Source organism: Rhizobium sp. BK316 (assembly GCF_014193695.1).
Classification (GTDB): domain Bacteria; phylum Pseudomonadota; class Alphaproteobacteria; order Rhizobiales; family Rhizobiaceae; genus Rhizobium.
In genome coordinates this window covers 13,662-37,210 of the sequence record NZ_JACHZR010000001.1, presented here as the reverse complement: position 1 = coordinate 37,210, position 23,549 = coordinate 13,662, and the positions used below count along the sequence as shown (strand labels likewise).

14 protein-coding genes are annotated in these 23,549 nt (G+C 60.7%); 5 read left to right on the top strand and 9 right to left on the bottom strand.

Features of this window, described 5'->3' with window-relative positions; all coding sequences use genetic code 11:
• The coding region (locus tag FHT87_RS00145) for a N,N-dimethylformamidase beta subunit family domain-containing protein (protein WP_246699580.1) at positions 1-3,413 on the bottom strand (3,413 nt) is incomplete at its 3' end.
• A 490-nt stretch (positions 3,414-3,903) separates the two neighbouring features.
• Here FHT87_RS00145 and FHT87_RS00140 point away from each other — a divergent pair.
• The 3 genes from FHT87_RS00140 to FHT87_RS00130 all read left to right on the top strand — a co-directional run bounded on the left by FHT87_RS00140 (position 3,904) and on the right by FHT87_RS00130 (position 8,677).
• Positions 3,904-5,763, top strand: a complete 1,860-nt coding sequence (locus FHT87_RS00140) for a tetratricopeptide repeat protein (protein WP_183736382.1) — start codon at positions 3,904-3,906, stop codon at positions 5,761-5,763.
• A gap of 223 nt (positions 5,764-5,986) precedes the next feature.
• On the top strand, positions 5,987-7,714 hold the full coding sequence (gene poxB, locus FHT87_RS00135; RefSeq protein ID WP_183798481.1) for a ubiquinone-dependent pyruvate dehydrogenase: 1,728 nt from the start codon (positions 5,987-5,989) through the stop codon (positions 7,712-7,714).
• Between the two features lie 129 nt (positions 7,715-7,843).
• Positions 7,844-8,677, top strand: coding sequence for an inositol monophosphatase family protein (locus FHT87_RS00130; RefSeq protein WP_183798478.1), 834 nt, complete (start codon positions 7,844-7,846; stop codon positions 8,675-8,677).
• A 6-nt stretch (positions 8,678-8,683) separates the two neighbouring features.
• On the opposite strand, the gene FHT87_RS00125 is transcribed toward FHT87_RS00130, so the two are convergent.
• The 7 genes from FHT87_RS00125 to FHT87_RS00095 form a co-directional block, all read right to left on the bottom strand.
• Complete coding sequence (locus tag FHT87_RS00125; protein WP_183798477.1) at positions 8,684-9,763, bottom strand: ABC transporter ATP-binding protein; 1,080 nt, start codon at positions 9,761-9,763, stop codon at positions 8,684-8,686.
• Positions 9,764-9,786: 23 nt separating this feature from the next.
• Entirely contained in the window at positions 9,787-10,608 is an 822-nt protein-coding gene (locus FHT87_RS00120) for an ABC transporter permease subunit (RefSeq protein WP_183798474.1), read from the bottom strand.
• A complete protein-coding gene (locus tag FHT87_RS00115; RefSeq protein ID WP_183798471.1) occupies positions 10,605-11,495 on the bottom strand; it encodes an ABC transporter permease subunit in 891 nt (296 codons plus the stop codon). Before FHT87_RS00115 ends, FHT87_RS00120 begins: the two co-directional genes overlap by 4 nt.
• Entirely contained in the window at positions 11,495-12,640 is a 1,146-nt protein-coding gene (locus tag FHT87_RS00110; RefSeq protein ID WP_183798468.1) for an extracellular solute-binding protein, read from the bottom strand. Before FHT87_RS00110 ends, FHT87_RS00115 begins: the two co-directional genes overlap by 1 nt.
• A 234-nt stretch (positions 12,641-12,874) precedes the next feature.
• The gene (locus FHT87_RS00105; protein WP_183798465.1) at positions 12,875-14,212 is read right to left on the bottom strand and encodes an epoxide hydrolase family protein; all 1,338 of its coding nucleotides are present in this window, start codon (positions 14,210-14,212) and stop codon (positions 12,875-12,877) included.
• A gap of 104 nt (positions 14,213-14,316) precedes the next feature.
• A complete protein-coding gene (tkt, locus tag FHT87_RS00100; RefSeq protein WP_183798462.1) occupies positions 14,317-16,356 on the bottom strand; it encodes a transketolase in 2,040 nt (679 codons plus the stop codon).
• 168 nt (positions 16,357-16,524) lie between these two features.
• The gene (locus FHT87_RS00095) at positions 16,525-19,551 is read right to left on the bottom strand and encodes a glycoside hydrolase family 38 C-terminal domain-containing protein (protein ID WP_183798459.1); all 3,027 of its coding nucleotides are present in this window, start codon (positions 19,549-19,551) and stop codon (positions 16,525-16,527) included.
• A 212-nt stretch (positions 19,552-19,763) separates the two neighbouring features.
• Between FHT87_RS00095 and FHT87_RS00090 the strand changes: the two genes are divergently transcribed.
• Positions 19,764-20,900, top strand: a complete 1,137-nt coding sequence (locus tag FHT87_RS00090) for an ROK family transcriptional regulator (RefSeq protein ID WP_183798456.1) — start codon at positions 19,764-19,766, stop codon at positions 20,898-20,900.
• Between the two features lie 15 nt (positions 20,901-20,915).
• Here FHT87_RS00090 and FHT87_RS00085 read toward each other — a convergent pair whose 3' ends face one another.
• Complete coding sequence (locus tag FHT87_RS00085) at positions 20,916-21,962, bottom strand: Gfo/Idh/MocA family oxidoreductase (RefSeq protein WP_183798453.1); 1,047 nt, start codon at positions 21,960-21,962, stop codon at positions 20,916-20,918.
• 277 nt (positions 21,963-22,239) lie between these two features.
• Between FHT87_RS00085 and FHT87_RS00080 the strand changes: the two genes are divergently transcribed.
• On the top strand, positions 22,240-23,538 hold the full coding sequence (locus FHT87_RS00080) for an extracellular solute-binding protein (RefSeq protein WP_183798450.1): 1,299 nt from the start codon (positions 22,240-22,242) through the stop codon (positions 23,536-23,538).
• The last annotated feature ends 11 nt before the right edge of the window (positions 23,539-23,549 follow it).

The following is a 23,549-nucleotide window of genomic DNA, read 5'->3' as shown; positions in this document are numbered from 1 at the left end:
ACATTGCCGCTGGCGACCACGCCGCCGGAGCCGTTTGCCACGCCGCCCTTCTCGGTCGCATCCCCCGTATCGGCAACCGCCGTCGGCGTCGTGTTGGAGGCCGACGGATTGAACATCACATCGACCCAATAATTCGTCTGCTCGAAAGTGGCTGAGGGGAACAGGCTGGTGCTGCCATATCTGTATACGCCGTTACCGCTCGCGGGCGCCGTCAGCGGGCCACTTGTCACATTGGAGACAAAGTAGTTGGCAGTCGTCGAATAATGACCGGTATTGGTGTGGTAAGACGCCGTGTAGGTCTGCCCGGGCGTCAACGTCACTGGACTGGAGAAATACGCGATCTGCCAGCCGCTGGCGGTTTCGTTCGTGAAGGTAAGAGTGGCGAGCTGCGTACCCGTGCTCGACCAGAGCGTCCCTGTATGCGTACCCGTATCCTGGCTGCCCTTGTAAAAACGAATGCCGGCGACGGTTCCTGCGACAGAGGTCTGGAACTTGACGCCGAGCTCGACGGCTGACGTATCGTTCGTATTGACAACGGCCGGAGTCGCCGCACCGAAGAGAGACGTGTAGCTTGGCCCACTGACGGTGACCGTGCGGCCAGCCGAGGGCGTTTCGAGATTGATGCTGTCGTCTACGGCGCGGGATAGGATCGTGTAGCTACCGACGACCTGAGGCGACCAGCTATAGGTCCAGTTCTCATCGCCTGTCGCTGGATGCCAGCTTGCGCCGTTGTCGGTGGAAACCTCGACGCCGGCGATCACCCCGCCGCCCGTGTCGGCAGCGGTGCCCGTAATCGTAACGGTGGATCCGACGGCCACTGTTCCAGGCACAGTGATGACGGAGGTCGGAGCAACCTGGTCCGACGAGGCGGTCGCGGCGGTGAGCCCGGATTGCAACGTCCCGGGCTGAATGCCCATATCGGCAAGCAAGTTGACCATTGCCTGCTGCACGCGCGGGTCCGTCGGAGTCGCTGTGAGATCGTGATTGTTGCTCAGCCCCCATGTCCAGTAGACCGTCCCGGCGCCGAACACCAATGCACCGCTGGGGGCGCGATAGAGCGTCAGATTATGGGTCGCGGTCGCATTGCCGGTCGTGTTGCCGTAATCGAGCAGGTAAGTGCTGACCGGAAGCGTCGTCGACGACAGCTTCACGAGGCCGGCCGGATCGAAGCCGTTGTCGGGCGCTTCGTCCCATTCATAACCGAGATAGTTCTTGGTGAGCGTCGCCGTCTGGCCGGGCTGAAGATTCGCGACGCTGGTATTGCGCCAGAAACGCAGATTGGCGTCGTCATACTGAATAGTGATCGCCTGGAGATTGTTGCCGACATCGTCGACCTTGAACAACTGCCCGGTCAATGAGTTCTCCGGATTGCCGCCGCCAATGGCGGGCGGACTGAGGCGCGGATCACGGAAGGTGCCAGTCCATTCGTTGGAAGGGTCGATGCTGGCTGTGGGCGACCACGTCTCCTTATAGGAGATCAGAGTGCGATAAGGCGTGCCGTCGGCGCTGTAGGCATTGCCCCAGCGCGTGCGCCAATAGACCTCGTTGCCGCTCCAGAACATGAGGTTGACGCCCGCATCGCGCGCGGCTTCGACATTCGTTCGCTGCTGTCCCGACCAATATTCGTCATGCCCGGCATCGATATAGGTCTTGTGATTGAGCAAGAGGCTGCCATAGCGATCGACGTCGACGCCCGACAGGTAGGAGACGTCATAGCCGTTCTGTTCCAGCCAGTAGATGCCCGCATATTCGGCGCCGAACAGGTAATCCTGCGGACCGGCAAACGTGCCGACCCCGCCGCGGGTCGCAATCGGCCTGTTGTAGCTGACCGCATAGGCGCGACCAGCACCCTGCCCCGTCGCCGGACCGTTGCCGCCATAGAAGTTTGCGCCGCCCCAGCCGTTGTAAGCTTGCCAGGTCTGATCTGCGGTCTGGAAGACGATGTCGCTCTGGCTGTCGTCGTCGCGCACGATGAACGGGATGTGATTTTGGCCGGCGGTGCCATCCTGACGCACGAGCTTGGCGATATAGACGCCTGAGACGGCGTCCTCCGGTACGGTCCACGACGCCGAGACTGCCCAGTTGCCGGCATCCACCGTTCCGGTCGTAGCGTTGCGCAACGGACTGGGCTGGGTCTGCAATCCGGTATGCTGCAGGGTGTCCACCTTACGCGCACCCATGCCGCCATAATAGCCGAGGCGATAGATATCGATCCGGTAGTTGGTGGAGTTGGTATTGATCTTGAAGTTGATCGTCTTGCCGTTATCGACGCTGATGTCGGTCGCAAAGCCTTCGATGTTGGAGCTGCCGGCACCGTCAATGCCCCACTCGCTCTCTGGGTTGCCCTGCTTCTGGTTTTCCGCCACGATCGGGTTGACGGGCGCCGCGGCCGCTGCAGCCTCGAGATTTTGCGTCGTTAACGACCGCTGCGTGATCGGCGCTGTGGTGACCGAGCCGGAAAGGATGCCGATACCCTTGGTGCCGGTTGCCGTTCCCGTCTCTCCGCCGCCGGGCAATGATCCGTTCAAGATCATCTGTCCTGCTCGATCTACGGTTCCGCGCCAGCCCGACAGTGGGGACAGGTCACGGTCGAGAAGCGGGTCGCTGACCGACGCGCCGATGGCCTGCTTGATCGCTGCCACATAGTCCGGCCCTTCGGTCAACCGAGTCCCCGGCAATTGACCGTCCTGTTGAAGCAGGGCGCCGCCATGAGCCCAATCGAGAATTCGCGTAGGCGAGGTAAAGTAGCCGCAGCCACAGATACCATAGGGCATACCAGACGCCAGCGATCGAGCTCCGGCAGCCTGTTCGATCGCCTGCGCCGACGGGCTCGATTCGAGAATGACGACTTTACCCGAGTGAGCACGCTGCCCCACCACGGCGGACGAGCCTTGCCCCGAACCTGTCGGTGCTGGGCTCTGCGCAAGATACGGAGCCAAGGGATCATCGCCTATCGTGCTCATTCCAGCGTAAGTGCGATAAAGGGACGATGCAGGGCCGAATGTGCCTCCATTCGCGCCGCGCTTGAAAGGTGCAAAACCTGGCATATGGGCGGACAGCACAGACGCGGCAAAATCACCGCTTCGAACTCCCGTTCCGCGCGCCGCTGCGAAAGCGTCGGGCAAGGGCGGCGGTGCGTGGTTGATATTGCGTTGACCGTCCGCGTCGCCGATCGCTTCCACTCTATGTTCAACCTCATGTCCGCTGAGCGCAGAGTTGTCATCGGGACTGTCGACAAGGGCACCATGCTTGTTTCCAGCCGCAGTCTGCACGAATGTCGCAAGCTGAGCATTATCCTCGTGCCGATCGGCAGTCTTGCGCGACCTTACCTTTCCGCCGACGGTCAGCCATTGGGGAACCCACGAATCCACTAGAAGTGAGCGCGAAGCCCACCGGCGAGCGTTGCGATACATGGCGTGCCCTCTCGAGAAGTTGCCAGGATCAAATCTATGAGGATCGTTGATATGCGGCCTTGAATTATAGTCGAAAAATAAGAGGGTATATCTTAACTATTTCGATCTACGAGCGGCATCCTTTTAGGCAAACGGGTCTTTCCGCAGAGACGCGACTTGCTTTTCACGAGTCAACAAGCGGTACAATCGTGGGATCCACTTCGGATCAGGGACGGCTGCTACGCTTGTCCGATACACATTCCAAAATTCATGCACCGCCTCAAAATTGTGCGTCTTGCCGCGTCAGGGTTTTTTCCAATCCGAAATAGCTAGCTTTTGGCGCAATCTTCGCCCGTTCGGAGTATTGATGCTGCGCCGTAACGATATAGGCTCTGCGCCGCCGTGACAGCATGCCGAATCGAAAGATATCGGCTGCAAGGGAGGGAGCCCTAGCACGGTCAAAATCTGGAAAAAGCGAGACACTGACATGAGACAATCCATGGAGAGGATCATGGAGCGGCGATTGAGTGCCATCCTCGCTGCCGATGTAGTCGGTTACAGCCGGCTCATGGGTATGGACGAGACAGGCACGCTGCAGGCTTTGAACCGGCATCGCTGCGAACTGGTCGACATCCGCATATCCGATTACAAGGGCCGTATCGTGAAACTCACCGGCGATGGCATCCTTGTGGAATTTCAGAGCGTCGTGAACGCCGTTGCCTGCGCCGCAGAAATCCAGCGCAGCATGGCCCTGCGCAATGAAAACGTCGCAAAGGAAGAGCGCGTCGAGTTCCGCATCGGCATCAATCTCGGCGATGTCGTGGTTGAAAATGACGATATCTTCGGAGACGGCGTCAACGTTGCCGCGCGCCTGGAAGGCGTTGCTCCGGCCGGCGGTATCGCTGTCTCGGCAATCGTACGGGATCAGGTCGGTTCACGCCTCAATCTCGGCTTCGAGTTTTTAGGTGAACACGTGTTCAAAAATATCCGCCAACCGGTGCAGGTTTATACGGTTTCCTTCGAGAAGCCGAGTTCCGCGCGCCTCGTCGCGCAGAACCGAAACACCTGCTTCATCGCCGTCCTGCCCTTCACCAACATGAGCGGCGATGCCGATCAGGATTATTTCTCCGACGGCATCACCGAGGATATCATCACCGATCTCTCCAAGATCTCCAGCCTGCATGTGGTGCCGCGCAACACCGTCTTCACCTATAAGGGCACATCTGTGAAGGTGAAGCAGGTCGCCCAGGAACTCGGCGTGCGTTATATGCTGGAAGGCAGCGTGCGCATCGTCGGGACGCGGGTACGCATTTCCGGCCAGCTGATCGATACGATGAACGGCGATCACCTCTGGGCCGAACGCTATGACCGAGACCTCACCGATATCTTCGCCATCCAGGATGAGATCACCCACGCGATCGTCGGCCAATTGAAAGTGCGACTGCTGCCGGAGGAGCGCAAGGCGATCGCCGCCGAGCCGACGGCCAATGTCGAAGCCTATACTTATTACCTGAGAGGCCGGCAGCTCTCCCATACCTGGACAAAATCCTATCTGCAGCTTGCCCGGCGCATGTTCTACAAGGCCGTAGAACTCGATCCGGACTATGGCCGCGCCTATGCAGGCATTGCCGATTGCGATGCGGCGATACGCGACTGGGCGCCTGATGATGTGCCCCTGGAGCGCATCCTCGCGATGAGCGCCAAGGCCCTGGAACTCGATCCCGACCTTGCCGAGGCCCACGCCTCCCGCGGCCTGGCGCTGCATCAGAACGGCGATGACGACGAGGCAACAGCGTGCTTCGAACGCGCGCTTTCGCTCGATCCCAACCTCTATGAAGCAAATTTCCACTATGCCCGCATCTTCTTCATGCGCGGGAATTTCGCCGAGGCGGTGCACTACTTTACCCGTGCCGCCGAAATCCGCCCCGACGACTATGTTTCGCCGATCCATCTGATGTCCTCATACCATTCTCTTGGACGGATGGCGGACCGGGAAAGCTGGGCGCGAAAAGGCATTGAAAGAGCCGAGCGGGCGCTCAATCAGAACCCGGAAAATTCCGGTCCCGCCCATCGCGGCGCGCTTGCCCTTGCCCATCTCGGCGAAGCAGCGCGGGCCTGCGACTGGGCCGCACGGGCGAGCGCCATCGACCCCGATGATATCGTCGCCCAATATAATCTCGCCTGCGTCCACTCCGTGCTCGGCCATGTGGAACGTGCGATCAATATCCTGGAGGGCTTGCTGCCCCGCAGCTCGGTCTACCACATCAAATGGTTCACCCATGATTCAGACCTGGACAACCTGCGCCGGGATCCGCGCTTCATGAAACTTATCGCGGAAGCGATAAAGGGGCGGGAACGGATCGAGGCGTAAGTCGCGGTAGAAGGACGCCAAGGAAGAGAGCCGAGCGGGCTTATGCGCTCGGCTGGCAGGCCGCCGCCTGGGATTCAGGCAAGCGGGCTTTTCACGGCCAGCGCCTATACCAATGTCCAGTTGGGTGTCTCCGTCACTCTGATAATTCTCCGGGTTGAGAAGCGCAGAGCGAGGCCTAGCTTCCTTTACCATCCACCTGAACCCAAAGCCCGGGAGCCATTCGATGAAATCCAAGGTAGCTGATGTCCTGACAGAGGTGCTGCATTCGGCCGGGGTCAAGCGGATATATGGGGTGGTCGGCGATAGCCTGAACGGGCTCACGGAAGCGCTGCGAAAGAGAGGCGACATCGAGTGGGTCCATACCCGCCATGAAGAGACAGCCGCTTTCGCGGCCGGGGCCGAAGCCCATCTCAGCGGCGAATTGGCCGTGTGCGCCGGAAGCTGCGGCCCGGGCAATCTCCACCTCATCAACGGCCTGTTCGACTGCCATCGCTCACGGGTCCCGGTCCTCGCCATTGCCGCCCAGATACCGTCGGCCGAAATCGGCAGGGGCTATTTCCAGGAAACACATCCGGATCAGCTTTTCCGGGAATGCAGCCACTATTGCGAGCTTGTCAGCCATCCCGAGCAATTGCCCGCAGTCATCGAAACGGCCATTCGCACCGCTATCGGAAAGCGCGGCGTTGCCGTCGTGGTCATTTCGGGCGACGTGGCATTGACCGATTTCACGGCGAAGATTTCGACACCAGCCGCACTCACACTGTCCCAGCCAAACATCGTGCCGACGCACGATCAGATCGATCAACTGTCGGAACTGCTTAACAACAGCTCGAAGGTTACCCTTCTGTGCGGACGTGGCTGCGAAGGCGCGCATGACGAGTTGATCGCTTTTGCGGATCGGCTGAGGGCGCCCGTTGTCCACGCGCTCGGCGGCAAGGAACATGTCGAGTGGGACAATCCGTTCGATGTCGGCATGACCGGTCTGATCGGTTTCTCTTCGGGTTACAAGGCCATGCTGGAGTGTGACACGCTTCTCATGCTCGGCACAGATTTCCCATACCGGCAGTTCTACCCAACCGACGCCAAGATCGTGCAGGTGGACATCCGACCGGAAAATCTCGGCCGCAGGGCCTCGCTGGATCTCGCAATCGTCGGCGACGTCAAATCGACACTGGCGGCGACGCTACCGAAGCTGAGGGAGCGAACCGACCGGGATCACCTCGATGCTTGCCTTGCCGCCTACAGGAAGGCTCGTGAGGGCCTCGACGACCTCGCCACCGGCCGAGAGGGCGGCAAGATTCATCCGCAATACGTGGCACGCCTTCTGAGCGAGCATGCGTCCGACGACGCCGTTTTCACCTTCGACGTCGGGACCCCCACGATCTGGGCTGCACGCTACCTGAAAATGAATGGAAAGCGTCGCCTGATCGGATCCCTGGTCCACGGCTCGATGGCCAACGCTCTTCCTCAGGCGATCGGGGCACAGGCAACGTACAAGGAACGCCAAATCATCAGCATGTCCGGCGATGGCGGCTTTGCCATGCTGATGGGTGACTTCCTGACGCTCGTTCAGCAGAACCTGCCGGTGAAGGTCGTCGTCTTCAACAATTCAGTTCTCGGATTCGTTGCGATGGAAATGAAGGCTTCGGGCTTCCTTGAGACCGGCACCGAACTCGAGAATCCGGATTTTGCGGCGGTTGCCCGCGCAGCCGGAGTACATGGCGTTCGCGTGGAAGATCCCGCCGAGCTTGACGGTGCCATCCGGGAAATCCTGGCGCATCCCGGCCCGGCACTGCTCGACGTCGTCACGAATACGCAGGAACTATCGATGCCGCCCAGGATCGAAGCAGCACAGGTGAAGGGTTTCGGTCTCTGGGCCATTCGCGCAGTGATGAACGGCCGTGGAGACGAACTCGTCGACCTGACGGTCTCGAATTTCCTGTCCCGGTAACCTCGGACGCATTCTCTTGAATTCGGCCGGCGCAGCACCGCAGCGGGCGCGCCGGTTTCATAAAAGCATCATGCGCATCTGCGATGGGAACACGACCTACCACCCTCAGTCATCACACGGACCCTCTTAATGACATTGACTTCGACTGCTGCGCGCCTGTCGCCGGCCGCCTCGCCCCGCCTTCTCGTGCTCGCCGAAACCGCCCTCAAGGCAGGCGAAACGGCGCGCAAGGCACTCAGACGACGCACGGCAGCCGAGATGATCCACAAGGCTGCCCGCGACTATCAGACCGAAATCGACGTCGCCGTCGAGCGCATCATCGTCGAGGAGATGACGAGCGCATTCCCGACCTATTCGATCAAAGGCGAGGAAGAGGTCGGTAACCGACAGGGCGGCGCGGATGCACCGGTTATCTATATCGACCCGATCGACGGCACGACCAATTTTGCCTGGGGCATCCCGCATTTCGGCATGACGATCTCGATCGCCGAGGCCGGCCGCGTCGTCTCAGGCGTCGCCTATGACGCCATGCAGGACGAGCTCTTCAGTGCAGAGGCCGGCGGCGGCGCCTGGCTGAACGGCGAGCAGATCCATTGCGCTGAGGTGGCCGATATCCAGAACGTGCTCGTTGGCGCCGGTCTGCCGATCCCCGGCCAGGTCAAGGCGGTCCCGGAAGAGCTTTATTTCGACGCCGTCAAGCGGCTGATGGCCAATACCGCCGGCGTGCGTCGGCTCGGTTCGGCAGCGCTTTCGATCGCCTATGTCGCCTGCGGCCGGCTGGATGGCTTCTTCGAGGACGGCCTGTCGGTCCATGACTTCGGCGCCTCGGCACTCATGGTCGAAGAAGCCGGCGGTATCGTCACACGGTTTTCCGGCGCGGCCGTCACCGGCAAAGGCGACATCCTGGCAGCAAGCAAGCCACTTTATCCCTGGCTGCGGGAAGGTTTTCAGCCGAAAGCCTGAGACCGTTCAAGCCGTATGGAGCGGCTGCATTGGTGCAGCCGCCTGTGCGCCAGCCGACCGGTGGATCAGCGCATTGTCGCGGAAGGCGAAGAAGCCCGAGCAGCTGGGAGCGACGGTCATCCCGGCCCGGATCATATCGCCCGGCGCAACCATCGCCTTCAGCCGGGTGCCATCGGCGAGATCGATATCGACGATCTTGTGCGTACCGAAGTCGGTGACGCGGTGGACGATTGCATCTGCCGGTCGGCTGGCTGGATGCACAGTCAGGGCTTCCGGGCGCATCGCAAGCATCACGGGACCATCTGCGACCGGAATGGAAAAACCGAAAAGCGGATGCGTGCAGATCCCATCCCGGATATCGCTCTCAACGAAATTCATCGAGCCGATGAAGCCGGCGACGAAAGCCGTCTGCGGTTCGCGATAGATGACGCTCGGCGGCGCCGCCTGCTCCGTACGGCCGTCGCGCATGACGACGATGCGGTCGGCAAGCGCCAGGGCCTCGTCCTGACCGTGGGTGACGAACAATGTCGTGATGCCGAGCCGCTGCTGGATGTCGCGCACTTCCTCACGCAGCCGCTCGCGCAGATGCTGGTCGAGGCTGGCGAAGGGTTCGTCTAGCAGCAGGATCTTGGGCTCGAGGACGAGCGAGCGGGCAAGGGCCACGCGCTGCTGCTGGCCGCCGGAAAGCTGCGTCACCGCGCGCTTCCCGTAATCTGCAAGACCCACGAGAGCGAGGGCGTTCTCGACGCGCTCTCGAATTTCGGTCTTCGGCAGGCGCCGCAGTTTGAGGCCGAAGGCGATGTTGTTGAAGACATCCATATGGGTCCAGAGCGCATGGCTCTGGAAGACCATGCCGGTTGGGCGTCGCTCCGGCGGTAGGGTTGTCACATCCTTGGCGTCGATGCGGATGCTGCCGCCCGTCGGCCGTTCAAAACCGCCGATCATACGCAGCAACGTCGATTTGCCGGAACCTGACGGGCCGAGCAGGCAGACGAGTTCCCCATCGCCGACCTCAAGCGAAAAATCGCTGACGGCAAAGGTGTGGCCAAAGCTCTTCGAAACGCCTTCGATTGCCAGATGTGCCATTTTCCTATCCTTTCTGGCCGCGCTCAGGCGCCGAAGCCCCGTGCAAAGGCGCCGGTCCCGACAACGCGCCGCGCAAACATCAATGCCGCAAAGGACGGCACCCACAGCATGACGGAGAGGACCGCGCCATATTGCACGACGATCTGGTTGTTGATGAAGCTGATCATCAGCACCGGCATGGTGCGGATCTCGGGCGCGCCGATCAGCCAGGCACCCTCGGTCTCATAGAAGGTACCGACGAAGGTCAAGAGCACGGCGGCTGAGATCGTCGGCGCGGCCTGCGGCAGCGTGATCGACCAGAAGACGCGAAGCGGCGTGGCGCCCGCGTCACGCGCGGCCTCCTCCATGCGCCGGTCGACATTCTGGAAAGCCGCGACCGGGATCCAGATCATCAGCATCAGCGTGCCGACGAGCTGGATCAGCACCACACCCCAGAAGGTACTAATCAGACCGAGTTGCAGGAAGATGCCGGCAATCGCGACCAGCAACCCGAACTTGGGAAAGGCATGCGAGGCGAGAAAGGAGAGGAAGAGGACGTTGCGCCCGGGAAAACGCATGCGCGCAAAAGCGTAGGCCGCAGGCAGGCAGATGATCGCCGACAACACCGTTACCGTCGCCGTCAGCCGCAGGCTGAGGAAAAGCGCATCCCAGACATCCTTGCGGGCCAGCGTCTGCGACCAGAAACGCAGGCCGAATTGCTGGGGAATGACGGAAGGGTAGCGCCAGACCTCTGTGAAGGCCCAGGTGGCAACGACCAGCAGCGGCGCCGCGATGAAGAGCGTCAGCAGCAGCGAGAGGGCAAGGCCAATCCAATCGAATTTCAAGGCGGTCGACTGGCGCATCATCGGCCCTCGCGGTTGCGGGCGATCGACCAGACATAGAAGACGCCGAAGAGGAGGCAGAAGCAGAAGGTGATGACGGCCTGCGTCAGCGCATTCAACGGGTCGTTCATATCGGCGAAGGTGCGCTGCATGAAGGGTCCCATCATCTCCGGCGAGGCGGGGCCGAGCACATAGGGCAAGGTAAAGGCCGAGAATATGCCGAGCACGGCGAAGGATGCCGTCACCAGCAGCGAATTGCCCATGCGCGGAAGGATGATCGAGACGAAGACCCTCAAAGGCGCTGCGCCGACATCGCGGGCGGCCTCGATGGAGCTGTTGGAAACGGAAGAAAGACCGGCCGTCAGCATCAGGACAGTCAAAGGCAGATTGTCCCAGACAAGGCCGATAACCGGCCCCCAGGGCGTCAGATAGGGGCTCGGCAGCTTCGGAAGGCCCATGGCATTGAGCAGGATGTCGACCGTGCCGTTCGGTCCGATCGTGCGGATCAGCGCATAGGAGAGAATGATCGAAGGAACGAACATCGGAAAGATCGCCAGGCCTTGCACATAGCCGGCAAGGCGACTGCCTGAAAAGCGGAGATAAAGCGCAATCGGAAGGCCGATTGCAAGCAGGAGCAGGCCGCAGACAAAGGTCGTCCAGAGCGTCAGCCAGAGATTGTTCAGGCTGTACCCATCCGTGAAGAAGAAACGGTAGGAGGCGAGCGAAAACTCTGTCGTCCCGTCCGGTTGGCGGACGAAGATGGTTGTCGCGACCGCAGAGAAGATCGGAAAGATGATCAGCCAGCCGACCAGAAAGACCGGCATACCGACGAGGAGGAGCCCGTAAAGGCTCCCCCTGCCGAGAGGCTGAGCGCGGTGCGCGACCGCAGGCTGCGCGGCATCCAGCGCCATCAGGTGCGGCTGATACCGGGAGCGACAGTCCGATACCAGCCGTCGTTGATCGCCTTTTCCCAGTCGCCGCCCGGGAAGGTCGGGATGGTCGCCGGGATGACGTCGGCATATTTCTTGCGCAGGTCTTCGGAAATGTGATCCCAGGAAACGCCCGGGAAGCCGCCGATCTCGGTGATGATGGCTTCCTGCATCTCGCTTGTCAGCATGAAGGCGGCGAGCTTGAGGGCGGCATCCTTGTTGGCGCCGTTGGTGAAGATCGTCATGGCCGAAAAACCGCCGCAGAGCGCGAGGTCGGAGAGCTGCACGAGGCCGGTCGTCTCGGGCAGAACGCCCTGCGAGATCGCCTGCAGGACCTGGTCGGACCAGACCGGAGCCATGGTCACGACGCCCTGGGCGAGCAGCTGGATCGACTGCGTATTGCCTGCGGTATAGGCGCCCTTCTGATAGAGTGACGGCGCGAGATCGTTGAGGATCTTCCAGGTGGGCGTCAGCGACTGTCCGGCAAACTCGGCGGTGAAGTTGTCGATCTTGAACTTCTTCGGATCACGGCCATTGGCTTCGTGGATCGCACGGCGAACGAAATTGAGACCCGAACCGCCCTTGTCCGGACGGTTGTAGATGAACTGGCCGGGATTGGCCTTGATCCAGGCCGTCAGCTGTTCCCAGGTCTTCGGCGCGTCCTTCGGGTCAAGCTTGGCCTTGTCATAGGCCAGCAGAACCTGCGAGCCACGGTAGGGCAGCGCGTAGGGCGTGTCGATCGCGAGCGGGTTGACGCGGTCGAAACCAGCCACGTTCTCGGCGGAGAACTTTACCCAGAGACCGGCATCGATACCGCCGGCCGGAAGGCGCGGATCGAAGGATTCGAAGAGGTCGGCCTGCGGATCGGTCTTGGTCTTCAGCGCAGCGAGAGCGCGGTCGCCGATGGCGCGAAGGCCATTGTTATCGCCGGCATCGGTAACCTTCAGCGCGACTTCCGGATGCGCCTTTTCGAAAGCCGGACGGATGATGTTGTTCCAGAGGTCGATGATATTGGAATCCGACCCGCTGTAGAGGTCGATCGTGCCTGCGGCGGCCAAGGCAAAACGCGGAAGGGCGAGAAGGCTCGCAGCCGCCGACGATGTGATCAGAAATTCGCGTCTATTCATACCCTGTCTCCCTTCACTGTCGAGGCCGTGCCCCAGATGAGTTCTGAGACTTGCTAGCCCCGGCGCGTAACACCGGAATGACAGGAGGAAACAAAATGCACACGTGTGCTAAGCTGCCTCCCGATTTTTGGCGACGCTTCCTAATGATGGCATCTGGAGCGACGAGGGCATGAAATTTCGAGGTAGTCTGTTCGGTTGGGGCGGCCCTCGTGAGGGCCACCCCTTTCGACATTGTCAGCGTACGGACTTGAAAGCTGCTCTCACTTCCTCGGCGAAGAGTTGCGGCTGCTCCCAGGCCGCAAAATGCCCGCCTTTCTCGACCTGATGGTAGTAGGTCAGCGAGGGATAGGCCTGCTTGGCCCAGCTTTCCGGCGCCTGGTAGATCTCCTTCGGGAAGACCGTGATGCCGACCGGGACTTTGATGTCCTTCGTCTTCTGCGTTTCGGCGCTGAAGTTGTTGTTGTTGTTTTCCCAGTAGAACCGCGAAGACGATGCACCGGAGTTCGTCAGCCAATAGAGCGTGATGTCATCAAGCATTTCGTCCTTGGAGAATACGCGTTCAGGAACACCGCCGCTGTCGCTCCACTGGGCAAACTTCTCGTAAATCCAGGACGCCAGGCCAGCCGGCGAGTCGGAAAGCGAATAGCCGATCGTCTGCGGCCGGGTCACCATTATCGCGCCATAGGCAGCGTTTCGCCCGAAGAAGGTGCTCAGGGAATTATACGCTTCCCGCTCCGGCGACGACAGGCTCGCAGGGGCCGGATCCCCGCTGTTGATAGCCTTCATGAGGTCGCCCGGCACCGTCGCGGGCATATTGAGATGGATCGCCAGCAGACCCTTCGGCGCCTGACGCGCCAACGCGTCGGAGATCACCGAACCATGATCGCCACCCTGAGAAACATAGTGGTCGTAGCCGAGCCTTTTCATCAGGACATCCCAGGCACGCGCAACCCGGTCCGGCCCCCAGCCCTGATCGGTCGGCTTTCCGGAAAATCCGTAGCCCGGTATCGAGGGGATGACGACGTCGAACGCATCTTCCGGCCGGCCGCCATATGCAGTCGGGTCCGTGAGCGGACCTATGGTCTTGATGAACTCGAATATCGATCCCGGCCAGCCATGTGTCAGAATGATCGGGAGAGCGTTGGGATGGCGCGAACGAACATGGATGAACTGGACGTCGACACCGTCGATCGTGGTGACGAATTCCGGCAATGCATTGAGTTGGGCCTCGGTTTTGCGCCAGTCGTACTCTGTACCCCAGTAGCGAACCAGATCCTGAACGCGTGACAATTGGATACCCTGGGAGTCGTCGCCGACCGTCTCCTTGTCCGGCCATCGGGTGTCGGCGATACGCCTGCGCAGGTCGTCGAGTTGCGACTGCGGAACGTGGACCTGAAACGGGCGGACGCTATCGTCTGCGCTTCCCGTCGTCGTGGCAACACTCGACGCAAGATCGGCGGCATGGACCGGCAGGGCATATATCACCGGAACGAGCAACAGAGAGCCAAACGCCATGGCGATCGCTCGAGCGGAAACACTACGCCGAATTGAAACATTGTCGGTCTTGGTCATGAAACACTCTCCTTCGATTGCTGCCGCGTTGGCAGCACCTGTTAACCAAGAGCGGTTTCAAGGATCCACGTGTCCTGCATATTTCGAAAATCGGCTGAAATGTATCAGCGTGTACCGGCGCCGCGCCGCTCCAGCGCTCCTTGCGCGGCTTTCACAACTGCGTCGGTGGTGATGTCGAATTTCCTGTAGACGTCGTCGATCTTGCCTGATGCCCCGAAGCTGTGCATGCCGACGAACCGACCGTCGAGCCCGAGATATCGATCCCAGCTATCCTGGACAGCGGCCTCCACCGCGACGCGCGCAGTTCCGTCTCCGAGAACCTCACGCTTATAGTCCGGTGCCTGCGCCTCAAACAGCAGCCGGCACGGCATGGAAACAACAGCGGTCGGAACGCCTTCCGCCTGAAGCCTCGCCCTTGCTTCGACGGCAAGGTGCAATTCCGATCCCGTCGACATGATTGTCAACTCGCGCGCGCCGCCCTCAGCCTCGAGCAGAACATATCCGCCCTTTGCCGACAGGTTGAGAGAGCCCGGCTGCTTTCTCAGCAACGGCATGGGCTGGCGGGATAGAGCAATCAGGGCTGCCTGCCTCGGGGCATCGAGAATGGCCTGCCAGCATTCCGCCGTCTCGATCGGGTCGCCCGGACGGAACACGGCAAGGCCCGGAATGGCGCGTAGCGCCGTCAGATGTTCGACAGGCTGATGCGTCGGTCCATCCTCGCCGAGACCGATCGAATCATGCGTCATCACGAAGATCGAACGCACCGCCATCATCGCCGCCAGCCGAATGGACGGACGGGCATAATCGGAAAAGGTCAGGAAGGTGCCGCCGTAAGGGATCAGCCCACCATGAAGGGCAATCCCGTTGATGGCCGCGGCCATCCCATGTTCGCGCACGCCATAATGGACATAGGATCCATTATACTGGCCCGGCGCAATCTCGATCATGGATTTGGCTTTCGTATTGTTCGACGGTGTCAGGTCCGTTGATCCGCCGATAAGCTCGGGCAAGGCTTCGGCAAGGTGGTTGAGAACAACCCCGCTCGCCTGCCTGGTGGCGAGGTCCTTGTCGGCAGACAGAAGCTCCTGTTTTGCTGCCTCTATCGCTGCGGTCCAGTCTAAAGGCAGTTCGCCCTTCATTCGGCGTTCGAAATCCTGGCGGATATCCGCCTTCGCCGTCTGGACCCGGACCGCCCAGGCCATCCGGGCGTTGCGTCCCTTGGCGCCGATCTTCCTCCAGTCGTCCAACAGGTCGGACGGGATCTCGAAGGGAGGCGCGGTCCAGCCCAAAATCTTGCGGGCGCCGGCAATCTCCTCTTCGCCGGGCGCGTCACTGTGAGCCTTCTGCGTTCCGGCGCGCGTCGGAAAGCCGAAACCGATAATGGTCTTGCAGGCAATCAATGAGGGGCGATCGGTGACCTGTTGCGCTTCGACGATTGCATTGCGTATCGCGTCGGTATCATGTCCATCGATCTCCTGCACATGCCAGTTCGACGCACGGAACCGCGCCGGCTGATCGTCGGATTCCGCCAGACTTGTCGCCCCGTCGATCGATATCGAATTGTTGTCCCAGAACGCGATCAGCTTACCGAGCTTCAAGTGTCCCGCGAGCGATATGGCCTCCTGGCTGATGCCCTCCATCAGGCATCCATCGCCGAGGAAGACGTAAGTATAATGGTTCGAAAGACTATCGCCGAACTTGGCGTTCATGATGCGCTCGGCGAGCGCAAAACCGACCGAATTGGCAAGGCCCTGGCCGAGCGGACCGGTGGTCGTCTCAATACCCGTGGCATGACGATATTCGGGATGACCTGCCGTCCTGCTGTCGACTTGACGAAAGTTTTCGATCTGGTCGATCGTCATGTCCCGATAGCCGGTCAGATAGAGCAGGCTGTAGAGCAGCATCGAGCCATGACCGTTGGAGATGAGGAAACGATCCCGATCGAACCAGTAGGGGTCTTCGGCGTCGAATTTCAGGAAGTCGGAAAAGAGCACGACAGCAATGTCGGCCATGCCCATCGGCATGCCGGGGTGTCCACTCTTGGCCTTCTCGACGGCGTCCATCGAGAGGAACCGAATGCAATTGGCCATGTCGCGAAGGTGCTGATCGCGGGGCGCCGGTACGGATTTCACGGATTCCGTCATGATCGTTTCCTCGGGTCTGGTGAAAGGACAGACCCGAAGATAGAGCCCGATGCGAACTGGGCTACTGTGACATGTTGAAATCCGACCAAGAACATCATCATCCGGTCGTCATGTAGCCGCCGCGGCCTCTTTTCCGCATCCTCTTGAGACAGACGCTACGCATCGCGATCAGCTTTGTTGCAGCCGCCAGGTCCGGATTTCAAACGGCATGATGTCGGCAGGTCCCGCACGCTCGATCGGCTCTTCAAGGATGTTCAGCGGTCCTGAAGCCTGCCAGCCCGAGGGCAAGGCGAGCGAAAGCCTGCCGCGCCGACCCGCCGGCTCGTAAAGCCGCAGGATAAGGCCGTCTCCCTCCTCTGCCGGCTTCAGCCCCGAAAAAGCAACCGGTATACCCTTCACGCCGAGCGGCGACAGCGTGCCTGCCGAAAGCCCGCTTGCCTCCATGGTGACGAGCGGCTGATTGAGATCGATCGCTTCCTGCAGAACGTCGCCTTCATGCCAGGCGCCTTCATGCGGCATCAGCGCATAGGTGAAGCTCTGCTCGCCCTCATCGGCGAGCGGATCGGGATAGATCGGCGAGCGCACGAGGCTCATGCCTATGACATTGCCGCGTGCGCTATGCCCGTATTTGGCGTTGTTGAGCAGCGCGACACCGAAGCCCGGCTCGCTGAAATCGACGAAACGGTGCGCAGCAGCTTCGAACATCGCCTGTTCCCAGGAGGTGTTCGTATGCGTCTGGCGCTCGACGATACCGAAGGCGCATTCGAAAGTGGCGGTGCGTGAGCGCACGGCGACCGGGTTCAGCGTCCTGAGCAAAGTACGCCGGTCATGCCAGTCGATCGTCGTTTCGATATCGAGCCTGCGAGCGTTGGCGGTCAGCACATAAAGCTGCGTGATCGTCGAGTTCCGGTATCGGTAAACGACACGGATCGCAGCACGATGTGGCCCCTGTTCGACAAGCGTGATGCTCTCAGGCTTGTCAAGGCGGACAGCCTTTTCGGCATAATCGGCATCGACGTCCCAGGCATCCCAATTGCGCGGTTTGTCGGCCGGGTAGACCCAGAGCTGATTTGCAGCACCCTCGATCGCCTCCCTGCCCGTCGCCTTGTGAACAAGGCTCGAAACGGCGCCGTCCTTGCCAATGGCGACAGACAGATGTTCGTTTTCGAGACTGTGCGCGTCAGCTTTGAGCATGCTGGCAGGCTTTAATGCCTTGCGATCAAAAACCGCGATGGAAAGCGGTGCAACGGGATCGGCAGATGCCAGAAGCGTTCCGTCGGAAAGTCTCGCAGTGAGTGGCCGCGGCGCGAGCGACGGATTAACGGCAATCAGCGCATCCGCCACCCCACCTGCCGGAAGCTGGGCCGATAGCGCCTTCAGCGCATTGTCCTGTTCCGCCTTGGCATTGCCGATGGCGCCATCGAGCTCCCGTTCGGCGTCGGTATAAACTTCGCGGATGCTCGAGCCCGGCAGGATGTCGTGAAACTCGTTCTTCAGGACGACGCGCCAGTCCGCTTCCAGGCTTTGCGGTTTGGCAGCACCCAGCAGATGAGCGAGTGAAGCGATCGTCTCGGCCGTGATCAAAGCCCGTTCGGCCTGCCGGTGCTTGCGCTTGACGCCGCTTTGCGACGTCAGCGTCGCGCGGTGCAGTTCGAGATAAATTTCCCCATCCCAGACGGGAAGCTCCTTTTCCGCCGCTGTCCGGTGAGCCTTTTCGTAGAAGCCCTTCACCGTGCCCCAGCGCGCCTTGGGGATCGCTGGGAAGTCGCGCAGCTGCACTTCGCGTTCGACCATCTCCGGTGTCACGCCGCCGCCGCCATCGCCATAGCCGACGGCCAGCAGCGACGTGTCGTGCTGCGTCTTGCCGCGGAAATTCTTCCAGGTCGGCACGAAGCAATCCGGTCGCACGAAACCATTATAGCCCTGCATGGGATTGTCGAAAGTATGGGTCAGCACCTTGCTTCCATCCAACCCCTTCCACCAGAAAAGGTCGGATGGAATGTGATTGGTCTCGCTCCAGTTCACCTTGATCGTGAAGAAGCTGTCGATCCCGCCGAGTTGCAGGATCTGCGGCAAGGCCCCCGAAAAGCCGAAGCAATCCGGCAGCCAGCAGACCGTATGACGCAAGCCGAAATGCTTCTCGAAATAGCGCTGCCCGTAAAGCACCTGTCGCGCAAGACTTTCACCCGTCGGCATGTTGGTGTCGGGCTCGACCCACATGCCGCCGACAGTTTCCCACTTGCCCTCGGCGACCTTCTTCTTGATCCGTTCGAGAAGCTCGGGATCATCCTCTTCCATCTGCGCATAATAATGGGCGGTCGACTGATTGAAGCGGAAGTCGTCCGATCGCTCCATCAGCGACAGCGCAGTATTGAAGGTCCGCCGCATCTTCCGGCGCGTCTCGCCATAGGGCCAGAGCCAGGCGAGGTCGATGTGGGCGTGGCCGGTCAGCAGCAGTTCGCCGTTCGGCGGAAAGCGCTTCTGAAGCTCTTTCAGTCGTGCGATCAGCGCATCATAGGCCGCACCTGCCGAAGCGCTCTGCGCTTCAGTCAGGCCGGCGGGATTTGCCTGCAGTTCCGGCAGTTCCCAGATCTTTTGCTGCATGACCGCACCGGATGTACGCGAAATATAGGCTGGTGTGTCCGAGGGCCAGTCGAGGCTGCGCAGCGCCTGTTCGGCCGCCTCGATCAGGTGCGGCACGACCTCATGGCTTTCGAGTACGCCCGCAGCCTCACCGATCTGCCGCAACAGGAGGTGCAGTTTGTGGACCGGTTCATCCAGCCAGATCAGCCGCGCCTTGTTGAGCCGCGGTGCCCTATTCGGCTCACCAAAGGGAAAACGCGCAACGCTGTCGGTCGTAATAGAGAACTCGCTGCCCTTGATCGGGAATTCCTGATGGTATGGGTCGAGCCCGAATGTCTCGGCCTCACCGCCCGGATAATGCAATGTAATCAAGCTTTCGCCGCCGAGATCGAGCTGCAGGCGAACCTCCTCGATCGACCAGTCGCGCGGCACTGCGGCCGATGCCGCGAAATGAACCGTCCCCTTGCGATATGGCCAGTCCTGATGATGAGCGATCGGCTCGCCGTCGAAGGTCCAGCCGTCGATCACAACGCTTTGCCTGTCGCGCCAGTGAGCAAGCTCGGCTGTACGAACCTTCAAACGATCGAGACGTTGGGCGATAGTGAGAGACATGGCGGGTCCTATTGAAAAATAAGCGACTGACGGGCGGGGAGAAAATCAGGTCGCGCAAATGAGCCGCTGGCGCCGCGTCCCGTCTCCTCCAACCGAAACACGTTGCCGCTCTTAGATTAAGTAACTTTGTTTTCACGTCAAGCGCACAAGAAATAGGTTGCTAGAGTTTTGCCTGTGATACACAAGCATTCAGGTGCTTAGGGAAGACGGTCATGCGGTATCTTCGATCCGGGCCGCGGCGACGTCAGGCAGAGGAAACGGCCGTTTCGCGGGGAAAAACAATCGGTCTGCGGTCGGGGGAAATCGCCGACAGAAATATCCGCGTCATCCTGGAGGCGATCCGCCGTCACGGTCCGTTGACCCGCATGGAACTCGGCCAGCATTCCGGTCTTACCGGGCCTGGAATCACAAATATTCTGCGCCGTCTCAGCGACGGAGGGTTGGTGACGTCGCACCGCCGCAATGGCGCAGGCAACAGCGCAACCGCTACCGAATTCGCCTTGCGGCCCGATGGCGCGTTCTCGATCGGCGTCAGGGTCCGTCAAAACCGGGGCGAAGCCGTCCTGATCGACCTAAGCGGTCAGGTCCATGATCGCGAATACTTCTCCCTCGACGCGGCAACACGCGTATCGTCGATCCTCTCGGTCACCCGCAATATGGCTGGTCGACACGCCGGTCTGCCGATCATTGGTCTGGGGATCGGGTCAAACGACTGGACCGCGCAGGAAAGCGCTGAACTCGACGCAGCGTCGACGCTTCCCGCCAGCCAGGTGGAGAACGAATGCATCGCAAGCCTGCTAGCCGAGCGCACCATCGGCGCTCCTGCCCCTGAAGGCGGATTGGCGATGATCATTATCGATGAAGATGTGCAGGCCGGTTTCCTCGTTCGCGGCATTCCCTATTCGGGCGTCCACGGCCGTGCGGGCAGCATCGGCGAGATGCTGACCGGCCCCGACAATGTCCGGCTGAACACCGTGGTTGGCTTCGCCGCTCTGCGTGCGCTGGTCAGCGATGACGAGTTCAAGTGCCTCATCGCAGGCGAAGAGCCGTCTTCCCCACAGTTGACGCAGTGGATCCGCGATGCCGCAAGCCACTTGCTCGACCCGATCATCGCCATGGCCGGCTTCATCGCGCCTGGAGTCGTCATGATCGGCGGCGATCTGCCGCGAAGCGTCATCGAAGCGCTGATCCACCAGCTTTCCGTCGAACGGCGCGACACATCCAAACGACCATTCCTGACGCCGTGGATTTCGCCGATGAAACCGGCAAGCTTCAGCGGCGGTGGCGTGGCGCTGGGGGCGGCATTGCTGCCCTTCCTCAACACCCTACTGCCGCCGGTTTCCGCCTGACGCCGGATTATCGGATCAGGCAAGCGCCTCGTCTGTGTGGCTGCCATCCGAGGCAAGCGCCTTGTCGAGCACTTTCTGGATATTCGCCGCCCTGCGGAACGAAGGTTCCTGCGTTCTGCCTGCCCTGACGGCCTGCACGAAGCGCTGATAGTTCGTTTCGACCGGATCGAAGGGGATGTCGCGCCATGTTGCGGTGTGAACATCTTCGCCGAGGCAGGCGCGAAGCGTCGACTTTCCGGTATCGTAGATCATCTCGATCGAACCGGTCTCGCCATAGACCCTGAGACGCAGCTGATCCATCTGGCCGGCAGCGGTTCGAGTCGCCTGGATGGTGCCGATCGCCCCGGTGGTGAAATCGACGTTCATGGTAAAGCTGTCATTCGCATCGAGATCATATTCGCCGATCTTGTGACCCGGCGCCTTGTTGAAGGTTTTCAGCCGCGCGAAAACGTGGGCGACATCCAGTCCCGAACCGTAGGACGCAAAATCGACGATATGGATGCCGATATCGCCGAGCGCACCGTTAGACCCATGCTTCTTGCTGAGGCGCCACAGCCATTTGCTCTCGCTCTTCCAATCGCCCCAATGCCGGCCGACGAGCCAGCTCTGCAGATGCGATGCCTCGACGTGCCTCACCTCGCCGATCTCGCCGGCAAGGACCATCTGCCGGCCCTTCTGCAGCGCGGGCGAATTGCGATAGGTGAAGTTGACCATGCCGACCTTGCCCGCTTTTTCGATGGCATCGGTCATTTCCATTGCCTTGACGGCATCGGTCGCCAGCGGCTTCTCGCAGAAGACATGCTTGCCCGCCGCAATCGCCTGAAGCGTCGTCGGGTGGTGAATGCGGTCGGGAGTGACATTGGCAACGGCATCGAACTCGCCCCAGGCCAGCGCCTCCTCCAGCGTGCCGAAATGGTTGGGAATGCCGTGCTCCGAGCAAAAGGCCGCCAGCCGTTCGGGAACGACATCGACCCCGCCCACCACGCTGACGCCGTCGATCGCCTTGAAATTTGCAGCATGCTGGTTGGCCATACCGCCAGTGCCGAGAATGAGTAAGCGCATCGGATCCTCCATAGATGTCAGGTTCGGCCACCCCACGCAGCCGGGGCAAAACCTCTCCACGCCATCGCGGATGCCCGGAGTGGCTGGATTTTTTGTGATCTGGACGTGCGGCGGCGCTCCGCTAACTTGTGTTGAATGTCGCCGGCATCTCAATCCTCCCAATGCTGCGGCTTGACATCAAATCAAAGTAACTTAATCTAATTAATGCAGCATGGAAATGAGGAGAGGTCAACCGACCACCAGGCTGTATCCGTTTAAAATGGGGAGGAGACCCATCATGAAGAGAGCGTTCGTCAGCGCATTAGCGCTGAGCACAATGTTATTTTCAGTGCCTGCCGCATTTGCCCAGGAGCTGGCGACAAAGGACAGGATCGGCGCGGCAGATGCGCCAAAGACCCTTGTGGTCCGGCTCACGAACGACAGTCCGAACAATTCCGACCCCAACATCGCAGAGGGTTACCAGAAGCTCTTCGTCGACTTCATCAAGAAGCACCCGGACTGGAAATTGCAGATGCAGTTCATGTCCTCCGACATCGGCACGGAACAGGCCAAGATGTTGGAGCAGGCCAAGGCCGGCAATGCGCCGGATTGCGCCGCCGTCGACTCCTTCGTGCTCTCGCAGTTCATGGTCAATAAAGTGCTGGCGGATTTCACGCCTTATTTCTCCAAGGAAGAAGTCGACGATCTCTTCCCCTTCATCCGCAGCGGCATCACCGACAAGGACCAGACGATCCGCGCCTGGTGGTGGGATACGGACCTTCGCGTCCTCTACCGCAACAAGTCCGTTGTAGCCGATGCGCCGAAGACCTGGGACGACCTGAAGAAGGCCGCACTAGCCTCCACCCAGGAAGGCATGGAAGGCGTCCTCTTCAACGGCGGGCGCTGGGAAGGCACTACCTTCGACTGGCTGGCGAACTATTGGGCGCTCGGCGGCAAGCTCGTCGACGACTCGGGCAAGCCGGTCTTCGGCGAAGGCGAGAACAAGGAGAAATTCCTGAAGGCGCTGAACTACTTCAAGGATCTCGTCGATTCCGGTGCGGCGCCGAAGCGCGTCACCACTATCGCCAATTACGATGACATGAACGCGGCGGCAGCAGCGGCGACGACGGCGCTCTTCATCGGCGGCAACTGGCAATATGCGCAGCTGAAGTCGACGCTCGACGAAGAAGAATTCAAGAACTGGACCTTCTCGCCGATCCCCGGCCCCACGGCCGAACAGAAGTCGACAGGCACCGGCGGCTGGACGATCGCGTCCTTCAGCAAGGACAAGGAGAAGATCGAGATGTGCGCCAATCTGGCGCGCGACGTCTATATGGGTCCGGCAAACGCGCTGCAGCAGCAGCTGCCGACCCGCAAGTCGCTCTTCGACAAGTATGAGGTCTTCTCGACGGAAGCCAACAAGACCTTCGCCAATGCGCTGGTCGACGGCCAGGCGCGTCCCGGCGTGCCGATCTATCCGGAGATCTCGAACCAGATCCAGATCATGATGGGCGACGTGCTCTCGGGAACGAAGAAACCGGAAGAAGCCCTGGATGCCGCATTCAGCGGGGCGATGGAGGCTTACAAGCGTCTCTGATCCCGGGCGTT